The sequence below is a fragment of the Elusimicrobiota bacterium genome, from assembly GCA_040757695.1.
In the GTDB taxonomy this organism is placed as follows: Bacteria; Elusimicrobiota; UBA8919; order UBA8919; family UBA8919; genus JBFLWK01.
In genome coordinates this window covers 1-18,114 of record JBFLWK010000008.1, presented here as the reverse complement: position 1 = coordinate 18,114, position 18,114 = coordinate 1, and the positions used below count along the sequence as shown (strand labels likewise).

The following is an 18,114-nucleotide window of genomic DNA, read 5'->3' as shown; positions in this document are numbered from 1 at the left end:
TAGTTCTTCTCAATATCATCAAATTCCTGACGGTAGTTGCTAATGGAAATTTTAAATCAGAAGATATTTCCGATGGAATTAAACCTCTTTTATTTTGCATTAGTAACTTTATAATTTTTATAATTCTGTGTTTACGCAAACACGAAATTATTGTATTTGTATTTTCTTGAACCAATCTGTTGTCTTTTTAAGTCCGCTTTCAACAGAAACACACGGCGTCCAGTTTAACAATTTTTTTGCTTTTGTAATATCCGGTTGTCTGACTTTGGGATCGTCAACCGGAAGTTTCTTAAAAACGATTTTGCTTTTTGAACCTGTCAGTTTTAATATGATTTTCGCAAATTCCAAAATTGAGTATTCGGCGGGGTTTCCAATATTAACCGGTTCATTAACTGGCGAGTTTAACAATTTTACGATTCCATCAACCATATCTGAAATATAACAGAAACTTCTTGTCTGTTGTCCATTACCATAAACGGTTAATTGTTTATTTTTTAGTGCCTGCGAAATAAAATTTGGAACGACCCGTCCATCGTTGAGTCGCATCCGTTCGCCATAGGTATTAAAAATTCGCGCAATTTTTGTATCCACACTGTGAATTCTGTGATACGCCATTGTGAGCGCTTCTGCAAATCTTTTTGCTTCATCGTAAACGCCACGGGGACCGATTGGGTTAACATTTCCCCGATAATTTTCATTTTGAGGATGAACAAGCGGGTCACCATAGACCTCTGAAGTAGACGCAAGCAAAAATTTTGATTTTTTCGCTTTTGCAAGTCCTAATGCATTATGTGTGCCTAACGAACCGACTTTTAATGTCTGTATCGGCAGTTTTATGTAATCAATCGGTGAAGCTGGTGAAGCAAAATGAAGAATCGCATCCAGTGAGCCATCAATTTTTATATGCTGTGTAACATTATGGTTTATGAACTTAAATTTTTTACTATTATACAAATGAGTAATATTACCGAGTGAACCAGTGACAAGGTTGTCCATACAAATAACATAATGTCCATCGGCAATAAATCTGTCGCATAAATGACTGCCAATAAACCCAGCACCACCAGTGATCAAAATTTTCAATTCTGTTCTTTTCATCTTCCTATGCTTTTATACAAAAAGTCCAATTTTGCCATTTTCGCCGGCTCAAAAATATTTCTGCCATCAATAATAATTGGATGTTTCAGAAGTTTTTTAATCTTTTTCAAATCAACATTTTTTATCTCATCCCATTCCGTCAGGATAACAAGGCAATCGGCATCTTCTGCAACTTTGTATGGATTTTTGCAATATACCACATTTTTTAAAACTTCTTTTGCTTTTTCCGTCGCCTGAGGGTCATATGCTTTGATTTTAGCGCCTTCGTTTTGAAGCAAGTTTATTATATCAATGGACGGAGCGAATCTCATATCATCAGTATTCGGTTTGAATGCAAGCCCTAAAATACCAATCGTTTTTCCTTTGATAACCCAGAGCGCATCCTCTATTTTTTTGACAAAATCTCGTTTCTGATTCTCGTTTATCTCTTTCACATTTTTCAGTAAATCAAACTCGTATCCGAGTTTTCTAGAAATCCATAAGAAAGCTTCAATATCTTTCGGGAAACAAAAACCGCCGAAACCTATCCCGGCATTAAGAAATGCACTGCCAATCCTTTTATCAAGCCCCATCCCTTCTGCCACTTTTTCAACATCCGCACCACAGCGCTCGCAGATATTCGCAACCGCATTTATGAACGAAATTTTTGTCGCAAGAAACGAGTTAGATGCATGTTTGATAATTTCCGCACTTTTTATATCGGTAACAACCAGTTTTGTTTTTAACGGCTTGTAAATCTCTCTTAAGATATTTTCCGCTTTTTTAGACGAGACCCCGATAACGATTCTATCGGGATGGAATGTATCATAAACCGCAGAGCCCTCTCTTAAAAATTCCGGATTTGAAGCGACATCAAACGGGATATTCTTTTTCAGATTTCTTTTGATTGTCATCTCTACCTTTTCACCGGTTTCTACCGGAACGGTTGATTTATCAACTATCAGTTTGTATGAATCCATGCTTCTGGCAATTTCTGATGCAACATCCTCAATACACGACAAATCTGCAGAGCCATCTTCTCTCGGTGGTGTGCCTACACACATAAATATCACATCTGATTTTTTAACGGCATCTTTTATATTCGCTGAAAATGAGAGATGTTTATTTTTAACATTTTTCTTTAGAATTTTTTCAAGAGCCGGTTCATATATTGGAATTTTGTTCTTTTTTAACAGAGCAATTTTTTTTGAATCATTATCCACACATATAACGCTATGTCCAATCTCGGCAAGACATACGCCCGTCGTAAGCCCAACATATCCAGTCCCAATAATCGTTAATTTCATAACTCCAACTCCTTTAAGTAATCCTTCAATGCATCTTTCCAGTTTCGTAAGGATTCAAAACCGTTTAATTCCCAAACAAAATTTTTAAGCACAGAATTTTTAGGTCTCTTTGCAGGTCTGTTAAGTTCTTCTGTAGTTGTTGGTGTAATCCGTAATCTGCAATTTGTAATTCGTAATATCGTCTCAGCAAACTCATACCAACTGCAACTGCCTGAATTGGTAATATGATATATCCCGTATAAACCAGTTGAGAGTTGAGAGTTGAGAGTTGAGAGTAAAACCTTTATTGCTTCAGCTAAATCTTTCGTATATGTGGGACAGCCAAATTGGTCATTAACAATTTTTAGTTCTTTTTCAGTTTTTGTTTTTTCAAGGACTGTCTTTACAAAATTTTTACCGTTTTTGCCATAAAGCCACGAAGAACGCACAATAAAAAATTTATTCAACAATTGCTGAACGATAACTTCTCCAAAGTATTTGGATTTTCCATATACAGAAAGTGGATTAGGTTTATCAAATTCAATATATGGTTCTTTTTTTTCACCATCAAAAACATAGTCGGTAGAAATATAAACCATCGCAGTATCAAATCTCTGGCAGGCGAGCGCAACATTCCGGGTGCCTAAGACATTTATTCTATAACAATCTGCTGGTTTTTTTTCTGCACCATCAACATCAGTCCACGCAGCAGTATGAATTACGATTTCAGGATTGATTTTTGTAATGGTTTTATATGTTTTCTCAAAGTCGCTAATATCGCAAAATTGGAAATTGGAAATTGGAAATTGGAAATTGGGTTCAATAATATCCAGACAAAACACTTCTTCATTTTCCAAAACTTTGCACAAATCATAACCAAGCATCCCGCATCCAGTGATTACTATTTTCATAAAACCTTACCACAGAGTCACTAAGAACACAAAAAAGCACAGAGAACTTTACTGTGTAACTTTCTTTTTACTCTGTGCCTCTGTGGTTCAATGACTTTTCTTTTTGTTGTTTGCAGGTAATATTTTTGATTATCTTTTTTTTTAGCGGTCGCCACCAATTCTCATTTTGTTTATACCAGTTTATTGTCTCTTTTAAGCCCTGTTCAAAAGTATGTTTTGGTAACCAGCCAAGTTCATTTTTTATTTTTGTGAAATCAATCGCATACCTGAAATCGTGTCCTTTTCTGTCTACAACAAACTCTATCATCTCGGTACCTTTGCCAAATTCTTTAAGTATCAGTTTTGTAATATCTATGTTTCTCATTTCAGAATTGCCACCTAAACAATATGTCTCACCGATTTCACCTTTATGTAAAATCAAGTCAACACCTTCATTATGGTCGTCAACATGTATCCAATCTCTGATATTTTCACCTTTGCCATATACAGGTACCTTTTTGCCTTCAATAAGATTGGTAATAAACAGCGGGATAATTTTTTCAGGAAATTGATATGGACCATAATTATTTGAGCAGTTAGAGATTGTTACAGGAAGTCCAAAGGTATGAAAATATGCACGGACAAGATGGTCAGCAGCGGCTTTTGATGCAGAGTATGGTGAACGTGGATTGTAAGGTGTGTTTTCGTTGAATTTGCCAGTTGGACCAAGTTCTCCAAAAACTTCATCAGTAGAAATATGATGGAATCTTTTTTTGCTACATCTTAACGCAGCATCCAAAAGCACTTGCGTTCCAACCACATTTGTTTTCACAAAATCGTCTGCGTGAAGGATGCTTCTATCAACATGGCTTTCTGCGGCAAAATGGACAACTGCATCAACTTTTTTCATCAGTGAATTAACCAATTTTTTATCACAGATATCGCCTTTCACAAATTTATATCTCGGATTGTTTTCAACTGATGACAGATTCTTTTTGTTTCCCGCATATGTAAGTTTATCCAGATTTATAATTCTGCAGTTTGGATATTTTCTAAGAATATAAAGAATAAAATTACTGCCTATAAACCCACAACCACCTGTAACTAATAATTTTAGCGAGACATTATTTTTCATTTTTACTCAATAATATGACAAAACAATTTGTTTTATATTGTTTTAACCCGAGAACTTTATGTTTATATTGAAAAGAAACTTCAAGAGGTTTGGAAATATCTATTTGATCAATCTTATTTTTTAATTCTAAGACAGGAATATTTTCGTCCAGATATACTATATAAAGACGAGGATCTGCTCCGAATCTACCCTCATCCTGATATTGATATTCGGCAACTTTTATCGGATTGTTTTTGGCAATTTCTTTCCAGGTTTCGCCAAAATCTTTTATAAACTGCTTAGTAGGACTTTTGGCGACTTTTTGATCAAATGATACTCCGTTGATAAAAAAATCAACACCTCTTCTATTGTCAAGTGTTGGGACTATATTTTCATTCTTATCAAAGATTAAAGTTTCAAGGTAATCATTTCTCACCGTGTTTATTTCTTTTAATCGTCTATATTTTACCGCTGCGATTTTTACTTTTTCGTCTTTTATTAAACCATTTTCAGACAAACTGTTAATTCTCTGAACGAAACCATTAAAATCTCCTTGACTACAAGGCCATTCTATTTCACCGAGGCTCAGTTTTTTCCATTCATCAAGCAATCTCCCAATGGCATCAGCAGATTCTTTTCCTCTTTGGTATTTTTCTGACTTTTTAAATAGCTTCCTTAATATATTTTTACTGATTTCATAATTCCAATGCTTTACAACTAATTTCCAAACATCTTCTGTTGAAATACTTTTATCGATTTTTTCCAATTCTTTTAGTTTCAATTGTTTATTAATTTCTTGTAAATATTCTATAGCATTATCTTTATTAGACAAAATCTTTTTTGCTAAATCTTCTGATAATCTTGAAATTATATATTCCATAGTTATTCCGTTTTTTACCTTTTTTGGAAAAACATTATATATTCGTGTTTGAAAATATAAAATCCGCCACCCAAAGCACGACGGCGCCAGAGTTGCTCTGCATTTCTTTTTGCTCTATTGCCTGAGATATTTTTTATCACAATACTTTTAAGTTTATATCCATTTTCTAAAACATTTTGCATCGTATAAAAACTCAAAGGTACCCATTCACTCTGGCTGTATTTATCTCCAATAACAAGCACCAAAAATCTTTTTTCATCAAGCAACGAATATGTATTCTTCACAACTTGTGAAAATTTATTCAAAAATTCCTCAGTAGTTTTTGTATTACATAAGTCGTCTGGATTATCACTAAATTTTATAATGTCATGATAGGGTGGATGCATTATTATAAGTTGGACTTTTTCAGCATTGTAACTTTGTTTTAATGTTTTTTTTAGTTTTTCTATGGTCTCCTGAACAGCACTATTTCCTTCAATTATATCTGTTTTTATATTATATAGGTTTTTTTCTTGTGATATAAGTTCTTTTGCCCTTTTTACCATATTGGGCAAAAGTTCTATACCAATTCCATTTCTACCTAACCTTTTACACTCAATTAAAGTCGTTCCGCTTCCTAAAAAAGTATCAAGCACTATTTCGCCTCTTTTAGTATATCTCAACATTGCCTGATGTGGAATTTGTGGCACAAAATTACCATGAAGTTCACCACTGTGTGCCCCACTTTTATCACGAGCACCTAATAACCACAAACTATCAGTAATTACATCACTATAATCTTTCCAATTATTCAGGTCAATATCATTATATTTAGAAGTTTTGGGATGTTGGCTTTTTCTAAGTTTTACAGGTAAGGATTCAACTGTTGGTATATAATTTACACCTAACTCTTCACGAATTAACTCAGATTTATCCTTTATCTTATATTTTATATTTTTCGTTTTTAAAAATGAACACATCACACATATCCGCTTTTATCTGCTGGAAGTTCATCCAGAATGGTTCGTTTGAATCGTAGATCAACGCTTTCTCAGTTAAACTTCCTCGTATTTTCGTATTGATTGCTCTACAGGCTTTTACTTCTACCTTTACACCGTTAAGCCATAGATCATATTGACCATCAAATTTAGGATCGAGTTCCTTATTAGGTTTCTTAAATTTTTGATTAAGTTTTCTAACTACCAGCCTTTTCGTTTTTTCCACGGTTTGTATGGAATTGACGGGTCATTCAACAAAATACGGTATTCATCAGGTTTTTTATATTTGTAAAGTTCTGTTGGAATGTTTAAAATCCAGCACTCTTTTTTTGATAAACACTCAAATCCGTGAATGACTTCTGGCGGAATGACCAATAGCGAAGGTTTTTTATCCGAAAGTTCAAACTCCATGAACTCTTCTTTGTCTGATGACACCAGAACGATTTTCGCTTTGCCTTTGACAACGCAAAATCTGTCTGTTTGAATTTTATGATAATGCCAGCCTTTGACCCAGCCGGGTTTGCAGACGGTAATATATGCTTGACCGAATTTTTTGAAAATTTCCCAATCGCTTCTTAAAATTTCAAACAGCGCACCCCGTTCGTCTTTATGAACCGTTAATTCTTTCAACAAAACACCTTTTATCATAAATAATGTTTTTATATAATTTCTACTCTTGAAGAATCACCGACCATAACTCTATAAGCAGTCGGTTTTTTTTCAGATTTCAGAATTTCTACATTTTGTCCTATTAATGAATCCGCAATACGTTTGACATCTTTTATTTTAGAATTTTCCAGTATTATTGAATGCTCTATTTCGCTGTTTTCTATGACAGTATTAAAATAAACTGATGTAAACGGTCCAATATATGAATTAATAATTTTGCAATTTTCACCAATAATAGCAGGTCCTCTTATTGTTGAATTTTTTATCTCAGCATTTTTTTGGACCACAACCTTCCCTTCTATTTTTGAATTTTCTATCATACCTGAATTTTCGCTCTTAAGTGTATCTAAAATAATTCTATTCGCTTCAAGCATATCTTCTAATTTGCCGGTGTCCTTCCACCAACCGGTAATTATATGCGGTAAAACATTAAACTTTTTGTCTACAAGGTATTGAATTGCATCAGTTATTTCCAATTCATCTCGCCAAGAGGGTTTTATGCTGTTTACCGCTTCAAAAATGTTTTTATCAAACATATAAACACCGACGAGTGCCAAATCGCTTTTGGGCTGTTTCGGTTTTTCAACCAGATTTATTACTTTGTCATCTTTTAGTTCTGCAACACCAAATTGTTGTGGATTAGGAACTTTTGCAAGAAGAATCTGTGAATTCGGTTTTTTCTTTCTAAACTCATCTACGAATGTTTTGATACCATCTCTGATTAAATTATCGCCGAGATACATTACAAACTCGTCATCTTTTAGAAAAGTTTGCGCAATTTTTACAGCATGTGCTAGTCCTAATGGTGCTTCCTGTGGAATATATGTAACCTTTATCCCGAATTGGTTCCCATCACCGACTGCTGACATTATCTCGTCTTTTGTATCGCCGACGATAATACCAACATCTTTTATCCCACATTCAGCAATCGCTTCAAGCCCGTAAAAAAGGATTGGCTTGTTTGCAACCGGTACAAGTTGTTTTGCCGAAGTATGCGTAATCGGTCTTAATCGTGTCCCTTTACCGCCTGATAAAACTAATGCTTTCATAATTACACCAATTAAAAATGTAAAATGTAAAATTAAAAATTTATGTAAAAAGTTTTAATAAAATAATTCACCATAATTTTTCATTTTTAATTTTGAATTTTTAATTGCCTCTATACTCGTTCCCTCCAATAATTTAATGTATCTTCTAATGTCTTTTCAAATGGTATTTCCGGCTTCCAACCAGTTTGCTTTACAAATTTTGTATTATCACCTAACAAAATTGGAACATCAGAAGGTCTCATTCTTGAGGGCTCCTGTTTTATTTCAACTTTAACTTTTGATAATTTTAACAAATAGTCAAGCATATCTCTGATTTTCCAATCCCTGCCTGAACATATATTATACACCTCACCTGCAACACATTTTTCAGTTGCAAGCCAGTATCCGCGAACTGTATCACGCACATCTGTATAATCCCGTCGGGCTTCTAAATTGCCTACATATATCACAGGCGCTTTTTTATCCCCCCCTTTTTCTATTTCTGCTATTTGTTTGGCAAAATTACTTGTTACAAAAACCTCGCCACGCCGAGGTCCTTCGTGATTAAACGCACGGGTTCTAACAATATTTAGTTTGTATGATTGGTAATACTGGTAGCCTAACAAATCCTGTGCTACTTTTGAGACCGCATACGGCGATAATGGTCGTAGTGGGTTGGTTTCTTTGATTGGCACTTCGTTTTCATACACCATTCCATACTCTTCTGACGAACAGGCAAGTTGTATCCATGGATTGATTTTTAACTCACGAACCGCTTCAAAAATGTTCAGTTCGCCTATTACATTTGTACTAATCGTTTCCGATGGTGCATTCCACGATGTTACAACAAATGATTGTGCAGCAAGATGAAAAATTTTTTCCGGTTTTACTTTTCCAATTACCTTTCTTACCGAGTGATAATCCCTTATATCACATTCATGCAGAACAATCTTGTCTATAAACGAAACAATATTATCCGTTTTACTTCGCCATCTTTCAATCCCGTGAACTTCACAATTTTTAGAAAGCAACAACTCCGCCAGATGACTGCCTACAAAACCAGTGATTCCAGTAATAAGAATTTTCATAAATCCACCTCTAAGATAACGGCAAATTCCAAATCCCAAACATCCTTCGCTTAACTCTTTATAGAATGTCTTTCCATCTCTCCACCTGTCATAGATATTTATTTTATTAGAATATTCTTAAAAAGTCAACGAAAATTTTCAATCAATTTTCTGGTAATTTCACCATTTACACTAATTCTTTGAGTGTCCACAAATCTAACAGGCATAATTTCAACTGAAGTATTCGTGATAAAACATTCATCTGCAGTATATAAATCGTCAGGTTTTAGAAATGTTTCTTCCGTTTTTATCTCTAACTTTTTAGCAAGTTGTAAAATATGGTTTCTTGTTACACCTACAAGAATTCCAGCTTTTTTAGATGGTGTTTTTAATATGTTATTTTTTACTATAAAAATATTTGAAACTGTGCCTTCCGTCACAAAACCATCTAAATTTAACATTATTGCTTCAAACACATCTTTCTTTTTTGCTTCTATTTTTGCAAGTATATTATTCAAAAAATTTGTAGATTTTATCTCCGGACTAATCGCTTCAGAAGGATTCCTTCTGGTTTTTGCAATTATCATTTTTATACCCTCTCTGTAAAGTTTTGCAGAAAAGGGCTTAAATCTTTTTGCTATTATTACTAATGTTGGTTTTTTACACAAATCAGTGTCTAAACCAATTTCACCAACACCTCTTGAGAAACTTAACCGAATATAAGCATTTTTAAAATTGTTTGTTTTTATTGTTTTATAGACACTATTTTTTATTTCCTGTTTTGAATATGGTAATTTTAGCGAAATCAGTTTCGCTGATTCGAAAAGTCGTTTTATATGCTGTTCAATCTTAAAAACTATTCCATTATACGACCGCATTGTTTCATAAATTCCGTCGCCATACAAAAATCCATGGTCAAACACAGAAATTTTCGCATTTTTTTTAGCGTAAAATCTACCATCAATAAATACCATCATATTTAATCTCGCCACAGGTTTTTTTAAGCGCTTTTATTAACGCACCTGCTTTATGAAGTGTTTCGTAATACTCTCGTTCAGGAACAGAGTCAGCAACAATCCCGGCACCAACTTGGAAATATAGTTTTTTACCAGTAAGAACAAATGTTCTAATTAAAATATTCAGGTCGCAATTCCCGTTATAGCCAAGCCAGCCACAACTCCCTGTATAAGGCCCTCGCACAGTCGGCTCCAACTCGTCAATAATTTCCATACATCTTATCTTCGGACAGCCTGTAATTGTGCCGCCTGGAAAAACTGATGCTATTACCTCAAACATCTCTTTATCTTTTTTTAGAATACCGACCACATTGGAAACGATATGAAACACATGCGAGTATTTTTCTGTAACCATCATCTCATTAACTTTTACACTGCCATATTTACAAACACGACCTAAATCATTCCGTTCTAAATCAACCAGCATTATATGTTCTGCCCGTTCTTTTGCATCAAGTAACAGTTCTGTACATAATTTCCGGTCGTATTTATTTGTAAGCCCTCTCGGATAGGTTCCTGCGATTGGTCTTGTGATTGTTTTTCCATTCTCTATTTTAAGCAGCCGTTCTGGTGAGCAGCCAAAAATTTTTAATTCCGGAAACGAAAGAAAACAGGAAAACGGCGATGGATTTATAATTCTTAAGTTTTTATACAGCAAAAACGGGTCGCTAAAAAATTCACACTCCAGCCGCTGTGAAAGGTTTGCCTGAAAAATATCGCCATCTCTGATATATTTTTTCGCTTTAATAACCATTTTTTTAAACTGGTTCTTTGTTAAATTGGATTTTATTTTTATTCTTTCTTTTCTTTTTTTATAAAAAATTGGCGTGCCAATTTTTTCGTAAATAATTTTTAATTCGCCTCTTGCCTCTTTTTCTGTCTCTGATAGAATAAGAATCCTGGTTCTTTGTGTCCCGCTATCAGTAATCAAAAAATTCTTACAAAAAGCAAAATACATATCGGGTAAATTCATATCGTCTGTGGTTGTTGCAGGTAATTTCTCAAAATAATGTCGCATATCATATGATAGATATCCAATAGCACCGACGGGAAAAGGAATGGCGTTCATCTGTTCACGGGTTCTTATGTTCTGATGTTTCTGAAAAATAGTTTTTAAGTGTTTGATTGGATTCCCTATAAGTTTTTTGGTTTTTTCATCTTTAATTATTACTGTTTTATCTTGTTTACTTTTGATAATTATATCTGGTTTGAAACCTATAATTGAATGTTCAGCATTTTTACCTTTTTCTACACTATCAAGAAAAAACGAATACTTTTCTACTGCTGAAATCTTCCGAAAAACTTCTAAAGTATCAAAAACAGGATTAAACTCAAACAAGAATGGTTTTGTCATCTGAGAGGTGGTGGCAGTGATTTGAATCTTTTGATAACATCGCTGGTAATATCTTTTGTTATTGCTTCGTAATTTTTGTTTGAAAACGGCTTTATCACAGGTGCAATAATTTTTTCAACTACGAAAGGCGCAAGTGTAGAGTTTTTCACATAGTATTTAATTGCACCACGCGGGATAAGAACCGCGATAACTAAAATTGCACCACAGATAATAGCGCCAAGCACTATCCCTAATAACGCACCTAATAATCTGTCAATCAAGCCAAAAAATAAGATATTAACCAGTTTTGAGAACGCGTGACCGAGATAAAAAATAACAACCGATACAACAATAAATATCATAAAATAACTTATTATTAAACTTGACGGCTTGGGCGGTAAAAAAACAGCAAATTTTATATAAAATAAATTTGCAACCACTGAACCAACCAGCCCGGAAAGAATACTTGAAATAGCCGTCAGAATCCCAATTCGTGAGCCAATCCATGCAAAAACTACTATTATCAAAAAAATTGCAATATCAACCCAATTCATTGAATACAACTCCTGTTGATACCTTTGGATAAAAATAAGTGGATTTCTGAGGTAAAACAATTTTTCTATCTACAACAGATTTTAAGTGTTTAATTGTTAACGGTTTCACAATAACCGCTGCGGCAAATTCGCCACTCTTAACTTTTTTTATGGCTTCTTGTTCATTTTTTGTATAACTGATTTCTTTATCTTTTAAGATTGTTGAATGCAGATATTCTATTGGTGTTGTCATTGCGACAATTGTATTCGGGGCTTTCATATAAAAAAATCGGTTTTTAATGTAAAACTTGAAATTCCATTCTTTATTCAATTTGAACACACGAAATAAACCACGGATATCTCTATCGGTCCATTTTTTAACAAGCCGATGTGTTGGAAGTATTAACAGTCCTTTGTCTTCAAATGGGCATAAAAACACTAAAATATAGCCACCGCCTGTATATTCGTAAAATGTCTCATACCTGTGATGTCCATCCGCAATCAGTATTTTATTATTTTTCAGCAGATTTTTAAGCAGAAGAATCGTTTTGTCGTCGTCAATAACCCACATTTTTTCCGAAATATCTCTGGATTTTGTAAATGCTGATGGTGCGTATTTTTTTATTTTGTCGTTAATTTTCCTAAAAACACTTTTTGTATTTGAAAAAAGACAGAATATCGGGCTTGTATTTATATTGGTCGCTTTTAGAAGATTCAGGCGGTCTAATTTAGGTGCTGTATATGTTTTTTCGTGTGGAAAAATACCCCCCTTATTGCCAAATTTTTCGGTCTTTAAAAGCGCAAAAAAACCACATCTTGTATATCTTTTACCTTTGAACTTAAAGCTTTGTTCGTAAAAATAAAATGCTGGTTTTTTATCTTTTACCAAAATTTGTTTTGATTTCCATAAATCAAATTCCTGCTTTGCTGTGCTATAATTTTCTGGCAGTTCAATCCGTACCGCATTATACGGACTTTTCTTCAGAAGCAGTTGCCGCTCTCTATCTGAAATAATATCGTAAGGCGGGCATATCAAATCAGAAATATCTGTTTTACTATATCTTGTCGCACAAAACGGAATAATTTTTGGCATAATAACTTATTATGATACAGTTGAAAAAGTTAATTTACCGCAGAGGCACAGAGAAAATCACAAAGTTCACAGAAAAAACAGAATTCTTAATTCTCAATTCTTAATCCTGTGATTTTCTCTCTGTGTTCTCCGCGTCTCTGTGGTAGGGTTTTTCAATGATTTTATTATACCAAAAAATCAAAAAATTGCAAATAAAAAAATCCCCACCTAATTATGTAGCAGTCGCATTACTATGCGACTTTAGTGGAAATTTTTAATGCTGTCATCGCGAGGATCTTGCACATTTTAAATCGGCTTCGCAATGACATTTGTTATCGGAAACTTCTGTCACAGGGTAATATTTATCTATTTATCTTTCAAGTTTCAAGACCTGACACCTTGTCAGGCACCATGCCACAACACTTTGTCACACCTTGCCTGATTATACACAAATTTGATGCAAACAAAATTACATATTTCAACGATTCAACTCCATAGATTAACAACTTTTCACTGTTTTTTCTGCCGACAATTTCTTGTGATGTTGACAATGTCAGTAAAATTAATACTAAACTTACAATAAAAAATGTCTTTTTATCCGTGTAATAGTAATAACTAAGGATCACAGTCGTTGGTATAAACAACATTACTTCGTGAGCTCCTTTCAATAGTGGGACAGACATCATCATTGATAAAACAGCGAGTGAGAAGTGGTATTTTATATCTACATTTTTGTACTTAATCTGAAATAAAATAACCGAACAAGCAAAAAATAAAACAACACCAAACAAAAAGTGGCGCATATCAACTATCGGCAACTTCCAAGTAAATCCGATAATTAACTGCCACCCCATGTGGCAGTCCTCACCTTACTTGGAAGTTAGCCATTTTGGTTCACCAAAAAACTGGCGAATCTATGACTTTAAGGAAAGACTGTAAAAAATTGTTTTTACAAAGAACTAATTATATGTATTCACTTATTGCTTTGACAAATTTTTCAAAATACTCCATTTTTAAAGTTCTTCTTTTTCTACCATAATTATTTATTACGCATACTAAAACTCTGATTGTACTGCTGGGCATAATACTGAAAATCTAAATATTGATTCATAATACTTGTTTCATATTTTACCCGTTTAGATTCATCACCAAGAATATCTGCAATTTTATTCCCAAGTTCACAAGTTTTTAAAAAGTTCAGTGAGTTTTGACTTCAATAATACAGGTGTATAATTCTTATTTTTAGTATCCACCATAATTGTAAATAAATTATAATATAAATTCCTAAAAAGTCAAGTGGGTATAGGGGCTTGACATTGTTGTTAAAAAATAGTAAAATAATTTTGTGAAGCGAATCTATTTGTGTTTTTTATTAGCAGTATTTATTTCTGTTGGCTGTGAAGCTAAGGAGGCGAAAATGGTACGCGAACCTGCGGTTGCAGGACAGTTCTATCCTGCGAATAAAACCGAACTTTCTAAAATGATAGATAATTTTTTAGCAAAAACAAAAAAGCAAAATCTTGATGGTAAAATTGTTGGGTTGATTTCACCGCATGCTGGCTATGTGTTTTCAGGACAGACAGCAGCTTGGAGTTTTAAACAGATTGAAGGCGAAAAAATAGACACAGTGATTCTGGTTGGCCCAAGTCATAATTATCATATAAGAGGTGCAGCAGTTTGGACAGATGGTAGTTTTTCAACTCCGTTAGGAAATGTAGAAATTGATGAACAGATTATAAAACAACTTCTTACATCAAAAATTATTATAGCCAATAACAATGTCCATATTCCAGAACATTCGTTAGAAGTTCAACTTCCATTTTTACAACAGATTCTAAAAAATTTTAAACTTGTTGTTATTCTTATAAACGAGATTCAGGACTACAAGCAAACAGCAGAAATAATTGCTAAAATAGTGAAAGAAAGCAAAAAATCTATTCTGCTTGTTGCATCTACTGATATGACGCATTACCCGAGAAAAAAAGATGCAGAACTGGTTGATACCGATATTCTGAAAACAATAGAAAAATTTAATCCATCAGAATTGATACAGGCAGACGAAAAATGGCTCTCAAAAGGAATTACGGAACTGCACTGTACACTTTGCGGGCTTACTGCCGTGTTGACCGTGATGGAGGCATCAAAACTTTTAGGTGCGGAGAAGTCGGTAGTAATAAATTATTCTAATTCCGCTGGCTCACCATATGGTGATGAAAGTCGGGTTGTTGGATATGGAGCGGTAGCGTTTGTGAAACAAAATCAAAAATCAAAAATCAAAAATCAAAAATTAGAAACGAAAGAGTTTTCACTGACGAAAGAATCACAAAAAGAATTATTAAACATTGCAAGGCAATCTATTGAGAGTTATTTAAGTGACGGTAAAATTCCGAAATTTTCAACAAAAAATCCAGAACTTCTCAACGATGGTGCGGTATTTGTTACACTTGAAAAAAATCATCAATTGCGTGGTTGTATTGGCACAACAGAAGCAAGAATGCCGTTATATCAGGCGGTTTCGCAACTTGCGATTGCAGCGGCAACTGAAGATCACAGGTTCCCGCCTGTCACAAAAACTGAATTGAACGATATAGAAATTGAAATTTCGGTATTGTCACCACTAAAAAAAATTGCTTCAGCCGACGAGATTGTTGAACGCAAACACGGTGTTGTTGTCAGAAAGGGGTTTCGGTCTGGATTATTTTTACCACAGGTTTGGGAACATCCTGAACTTTCTAAAAAAGAAGCGTTTCTATCGGAATTATGCCGGCAGAAGGCGGGACTTGAACCGGGTGCGTGGAAAAAAGGCGATGTGGATTTATATATATTTACCGTCTTTGCATTTAAAGAATAAAAAAAGATGCGAGGGTTTAGGTGGATTTCAATCCATCTGTCAAAACCCGAAGCATCACACCATAATGTAGCCCGAACTTCAGTTCGGGTGAGCGAAGCGAAGGAGAATTATGAGCAAACGAAAACAACAGACAAGACGACATCAAATCAGACAGCGGTATTTGAGACGGCTGAAAAGGAAAAAGGTACTTGCCAAACAACAAAAACAAAAATCTGTAGCCGAGGTTTCAACCTCTGTAGTTCAACAACCCGCCGGCTAAAAGAATTTTTAATTCTCTTTCGGTTAAATCAAGTTTTGTTTTGAATACAAAATTTTTTGTAAGGTTTTTTACTGTAATATTTTTCTGAACTACCGAATCCCTGATATTCATCAATTTCATTTTATCAGACATTTCAATTCTATCATAATCCGATGGGTTCTCAAAAATCAACGGCATTATACCGAAATTGACAAGGTTTGATTTATGGATTCTCGCATATGATTTTGCAATAATCGCTTTTACACCGAGATAGCGTGGACACAATGCCGCGTGCTCCCGCGAAGAACCCTGCCCGTAATTCTCACCTGCTACAATTATACCTTCTTTTTTTGCTTCCAGTCGCTTAACAAAATCAGGGTCAATTTTAGAAAACAGGTATTCTGAAATAGCAGGTATATTTGACCGAAGTGGCAGTATCTTACTACCGGCAGGCAGTATATCGTCAGTTGTTATATTGTCTCTGAATTTAACAACAACTTGGGCTGTGATACTGTTCTCAATTTCTGGCAATTTTTCAATCGGCTTTATATTTTTCCCTCGGTAAACTATATCATTTGATATACTTTGCCGACGAGGAATTATTAAATTACTAACTGTTTCTATTTTTTCGGGTAATTTTATTACTGGTATTTTGCCCGATGGCAGTGTAATGTTTCCGTTCAACGCAGAAAATGCAGCAACCGCAGGCGACGATAGAAAAACTGAAGCATCGCCAGTTCCGCTTCTGCCTCTAAAATTTCTGTTAAAAGTTCGCAGTGATACACCGCCAGAATTAGGTGCACAACCCAGTCCGATACAAGGCCCACACGCAGGTTCCAGAATCCGAACACCACTTGACAGCAAATTAGATAACGCACCTATTTTTATCAAATTGACAAGAACCTGTTTTGAGCCAGGTGAAATGATTGTCGGCACTTTCACCTTTTTACCTTTCAGTATTTTTGCAATCAGTAGTAAATCGTATAATGACGAATTCGTACAGGAACCAATAATCACTTGGTCTACTTTTTTACCTGCTACCTCGCTCACCGGTTTAACATTATCAGGCGAATGCGGACAGGCGACAAGCGGTACAATTTTTGATAAATCAATTTCTATTATTTCGTCATATACAGCATCTTTATCAGCCGAAATTGCTTCCCAATCTTTTTCTCGTTTTTGTAATTTCAGAATTTTTTTTGTCTGTTCGTCTGATGGAAAAATAGAAGTTGTCAAGCCCAGTTCAGCACCCATATTTGTAATTGTTGCTCGCTCAGGAATAGTTAGATATTTTAGTCCATCACCTGTGTATTCAAAAATTTTACCAACACCGCCTTTTACAGTTAAGCGTCTCAAAAGTTCTAAAATAATATCTTTTGCAGACGCCCAGCCAGTCAATTTTCCAAAAAGTTTTATATTGATAACTTTTGGCATTTTGAAATAAAATCTACCAGTTGCAAGCGCATATGCGACATCTAATCCACCAACACCAATTGCGAGCATCCCTAACGCACCTGCGGTTGGTGTATGCGAATCCGAACCAATAAGTGTTTCACCGGGTTTAGCAAATCTTTCCAAATGAACCTGATGGCAAACACCGTTTCCATTTGGTGAAAAATACAAACCATATTTTTCAGCGATTGACTGTAAGTATTTATGGTCATCCGCATTCTCAAAACCCGTCTGTAAAGTATTGTGGTCAATATATGAAACGGAAAGTTTGGTTTTGATTTTGCTAGTATTTATTGCCTCAAACTCAAGATATGCAAGTGTGCCAGTCGCATCCTGAGTAAGCGTCTGGTCTATTCTGATAACTATCTCTTCACCAGATTGCAATTTGCCTTCAATTAAATGTTTTTCAATAATTTTCTGTGTGAGATTTTTTTTCATAATTTGATATTATTATACAAAAAATTTCACAAAATTGCCAATAAAAAGTAGTCGGCAATTAATTGCCGACCTGAAAAACGGCTATAAATTTATATTTTACCGATAATAAAATGCCCTTGACACAACCGTATAAAAATGATACACTTATGACAAATGCCAAAAGGCTTACAAAAAATACATTTTATATTCGGCA

Annotated in this window: 18 protein-coding genes; 2 read left to right on the top strand and 16 right to left on the bottom strand. The window is 34.4% G+C overall.

Translation table 11 applies throughout. From position 1 onward, the window contains the following. Positions 1–147 precede the first annotated feature (147 nt). The 15 genes from AB1349_02635 to AB1349_02565 form a co-directional block, all read right to left on the bottom strand. Positions 148–1,098 (bottom strand): UDP-glucuronic acid decarboxylase family protein, encoded by a 951-nt coding sequence (locus AB1349_02635; protein ID MEW6556232.1) that lies wholly within the window; start codon positions 1,096–1,098, stop codon positions 148–150. Further along, a complete protein-coding gene (locus AB1349_02630) occupies positions 1,095–2,384 on the bottom strand; it encodes a UDP-glucose/GDP-mannose dehydrogenase family protein (GenBank protein MEW6556231.1) in 1,290 nt (429 codons plus the stop codon). Before AB1349_02630 ends, AB1349_02635 begins: the two co-directional genes overlap by 4 nt. After that, positions 2,381–3,274 carry a dTDP-4-dehydrorhamnose reductase gene (gene rfbD / locus AB1349_02625; protein ID MEW6556230.1) on the bottom strand — a complete coding sequence of 298 codons (894 nt, stop codon included), beginning with the start codon at positions 3,272–3,274 and terminating at the stop codon, positions 2,381–2,383. Before rfbD ends, AB1349_02630 begins: the two co-directional genes overlap by 4 nt. 67 nt (positions 3,275–3,341) lie before the next feature. After that, positions 3,342–4,388: a dTDP-glucose 4,6-dehydratase gene (gene rfbB, locus AB1349_02620; protein MEW6556229.1), complete on the bottom strand. Its 1,047-nt coding sequence runs from the start codon at positions 4,386–4,388 to the stop codon at positions 3,342–3,344. Continuing rightward, the gene (locus AB1349_02615; protein ID MEW6556228.1) at positions 4,378–5,247 is read right to left on the bottom strand and encodes a hypothetical protein; all 870 of its coding nucleotides are present in this window, start codon (positions 5,245–5,247) and stop codon (positions 4,378–4,380) included. The genes rfbB and AB1349_02615 overlap by 11 nt, the downstream gene beginning before the upstream one ends. 14 nt (positions 5,248–5,261) lie before the next feature. Beyond that, positions 5,262–6,206: a DNA methyltransferase gene (locus AB1349_02610; protein ID MEW6556227.1), complete on the bottom strand. Its 945-nt coding sequence runs from the start codon at positions 6,204–6,206 to the stop codon at positions 5,262–5,264. Beyond that, on the bottom strand, positions 6,169–6,450 hold the full coding sequence (locus tag AB1349_02605) for a hypothetical protein (protein MEW6556226.1): 282 nt from the start codon (positions 6,448–6,450) through the stop codon (positions 6,169–6,171). Before AB1349_02605 ends, AB1349_02610 begins: the two co-directional genes overlap by 38 nt. Next, complete coding sequence (locus AB1349_02600; protein MEW6556225.1) at positions 6,426–6,872, bottom strand: dTDP-4-dehydrorhamnose 3,5-epimerase family protein; 447 nt, start codon at positions 6,870–6,872, stop codon at positions 6,426–6,428. Before AB1349_02600 ends, AB1349_02605 begins: the two co-directional genes overlap by 25 nt. An 11-nt stretch (positions 6,873–6,883) precedes the next feature. After that, on the bottom strand, positions 6,884–7,942 hold the full coding sequence (locus AB1349_02595; protein MEW6556224.1) for a glucose-1-phosphate thymidylyltransferase: 1,059 nt from the start codon (positions 7,940–7,942) through the stop codon (positions 6,884–6,886). A gap of 110 nt (positions 7,943–8,052) precedes the next feature. Further along, positions 8,053–9,009, bottom strand: a complete 957-nt coding sequence (locus tag AB1349_02590) for a GDP-mannose 4,6-dehydratase (protein ID MEW6556223.1) — start codon at positions 9,007–9,009, stop codon at positions 8,053–8,055. Positions 9,010–9,134: 125 nt separating this feature from the next. Continuing rightward, positions 9,135–9,965 (bottom strand): branched-chain-amino-acid transaminase, encoded by an 831-nt coding sequence (gene ilvE, locus AB1349_02585; GenBank protein ID MEW6556222.1) that lies wholly within the window; start codon positions 9,963–9,965, stop codon positions 9,135–9,137. Then, a complete protein-coding gene (locus AB1349_02580) occupies positions 9,949–11,358 on the bottom strand; it encodes an anthranilate synthase component I family protein (GenBank protein MEW6556221.1) in 1,410 nt (469 codons plus the stop codon). Before AB1349_02580 ends, ilvE begins: the two co-directional genes overlap by 17 nt. Then, on the bottom strand, positions 11,355–11,891 hold the full coding sequence (locus AB1349_02575; GenBank protein ID MEW6556220.1) for a CvpA family protein: 537 nt from the start codon (positions 11,889–11,891) through the stop codon (positions 11,355–11,357). The genes AB1349_02580 and AB1349_02575 overlap by 4 nt, the downstream gene beginning before the upstream one ends. Next, positions 11,878–12,963, bottom strand: coding sequence for a DUF1015 domain-containing protein (locus AB1349_02570; GenBank protein ID MEW6556219.1), 1,086 nt, complete (start codon positions 12,961–12,963; stop codon positions 11,878–11,880). Before AB1349_02570 ends, AB1349_02575 begins: the two co-directional genes overlap by 14 nt. A 356-nt stretch (positions 12,964–13,319) precedes the next feature. Continuing rightward, entirely contained in the window at positions 13,320–13,796 is a 477-nt protein-coding gene (locus AB1349_02565) for a hypothetical protein (protein MEW6556218.1), read from the bottom strand. Positions 13,797–14,359: 563 nt separating this feature from the next. Here AB1349_02565 and amrB point away from each other — a divergent pair. Then, positions 14,360–15,793 carry an AmmeMemoRadiSam system protein B gene (gene amrB, locus AB1349_02560; protein MEW6556217.1) on the top strand — a complete coding sequence of 478 codons (1,434 nt, stop codon included), beginning with the start codon at positions 14,360–14,362 and terminating at the stop codon, positions 15,791–15,793. Between the two features lie 109 nt (positions 15,794–15,902). Then, entirely contained in the window at positions 15,903–16,052 is a 150-nt protein-coding gene (locus AB1349_02555; protein MEW6556216.1) for a hypothetical protein, read from the top strand. Here AB1349_02555 and AB1349_02550 read toward each other — a convergent pair. After that, positions 16,020–17,921, bottom strand: coding sequence for an aconitate hydratase (locus AB1349_02550; protein ID MEW6556215.1), 1,902 nt, complete (start codon positions 17,919–17,921; stop codon positions 16,020–16,022). The two genes, AB1349_02555 and AB1349_02550, sit on opposite strands and share 33 nt — an antisense overlap. Positions 17,922–18,114: the final 193 nt, after the last annotated feature.

Excerpts from the sequence above, each read along its gene's own strand:
- AB1349_02635 (MEW6556232.1), bottom strand. The coding sequence starts at position 1,098 with ATGAAAAGAACAGAATTGAAAATTTTGATCACTGGTGGTGCTGGGTTT.
- AB1349_02630 (MEW6556231.1), bottom strand. The coding sequence starts at position 2,384 with ATGAAATTAACGATTATTGGGACTGGATATGTTGGGCTTACGACGGGC.
- rfbD (MEW6556230.1), bottom strand. The coding sequence starts at position 3,274 with ATGAAAATAGTAATCACTGGATGCGGGATGCTTGGTTATGATTTGTGC.
- rfbB (MEW6556229.1), bottom strand. The coding sequence starts at position 4,388 with ATGAAAAATAATGTCTCGCTAAAATTATTAGTTACAGGTGGTTGTGGG.
- AB1349_02615 (MEW6556228.1), bottom strand. The coding sequence starts at position 5,247 with ATGGAATATATAATTTCAAGATTATCAGAAGATTTAGCAAAAAAGATT.
- AB1349_02610 (MEW6556227.1), bottom strand. The coding sequence starts at position 6,206 with ATGTGTTCATTTTTAAAAACGAAAAATATAAAATATAAGATAAAGGAT.
- AB1349_02600 (MEW6556225.1), bottom strand. The coding sequence starts at position 6,872 with ATGATAAAAGGTGTTTTGTTGAAAGAATTAACGGTTCATAAAGACGAA.
- AB1349_02595 (MEW6556224.1), bottom strand. The coding sequence starts at position 7,942 with ATGAAAGCATTAGTTTTATCAGGCGGTAAAGGGACACGATTAAGACCG.
- AB1349_02590 (MEW6556223.1), bottom strand. The coding sequence starts at position 9,009 with ATGAAAATTCTTATTACTGGAATCACTGGTTTTGTAGGCAGTCATCTG.
- ilvE (MEW6556222.1), bottom strand. The coding sequence starts at position 9,965 with ATGATGGTATTTATTGATGGTAGATTTTACGCTAAAAAAAATGCGAAA.
- AB1349_02580 (MEW6556221.1), bottom strand. The coding sequence starts at position 11,358 with ATGACAAAACCATTCTTGTTTGAGTTTAATCCTGTTTTTGATACTTTA.
- AB1349_02575 (MEW6556220.1), bottom strand. The coding sequence starts at position 11,891 with ATGAATTGGGTTGATATTGCAATTTTTTTGATAATAGTAGTTTTTGCA.
- AB1349_02570 (MEW6556219.1), bottom strand. The coding sequence starts at position 12,963 with ATGCCAAAAATTATTCCGTTTTGTGCGACAAGATATAGTAAAACAGAT.
- AB1349_02565 (MEW6556218.1), bottom strand. The coding sequence starts at position 13,796 with ATGGGGTGGCAGTTAATTATCGGATTTACTTGGAAGTTGCCGATAGTT.
- amrB (MEW6556217.1), top strand. The coding sequence starts at position 14,360 with ATGGTACGCGAACCTGCGGTTGCAGGACAGTTCTATCCTGCGAATAAA.
- AB1349_02555 (MEW6556216.1), top strand. The coding sequence starts at position 15,903 with ATGAGCAAACGAAAACAACAGACAAGACGACATCAAATCAGACAGCGG.
- AB1349_02550 (MEW6556215.1), bottom strand. The coding sequence starts at position 17,921 with ATGAAAAAAAATCTCACACAGAAAATTATTGAAAAACATTTAATTGAA.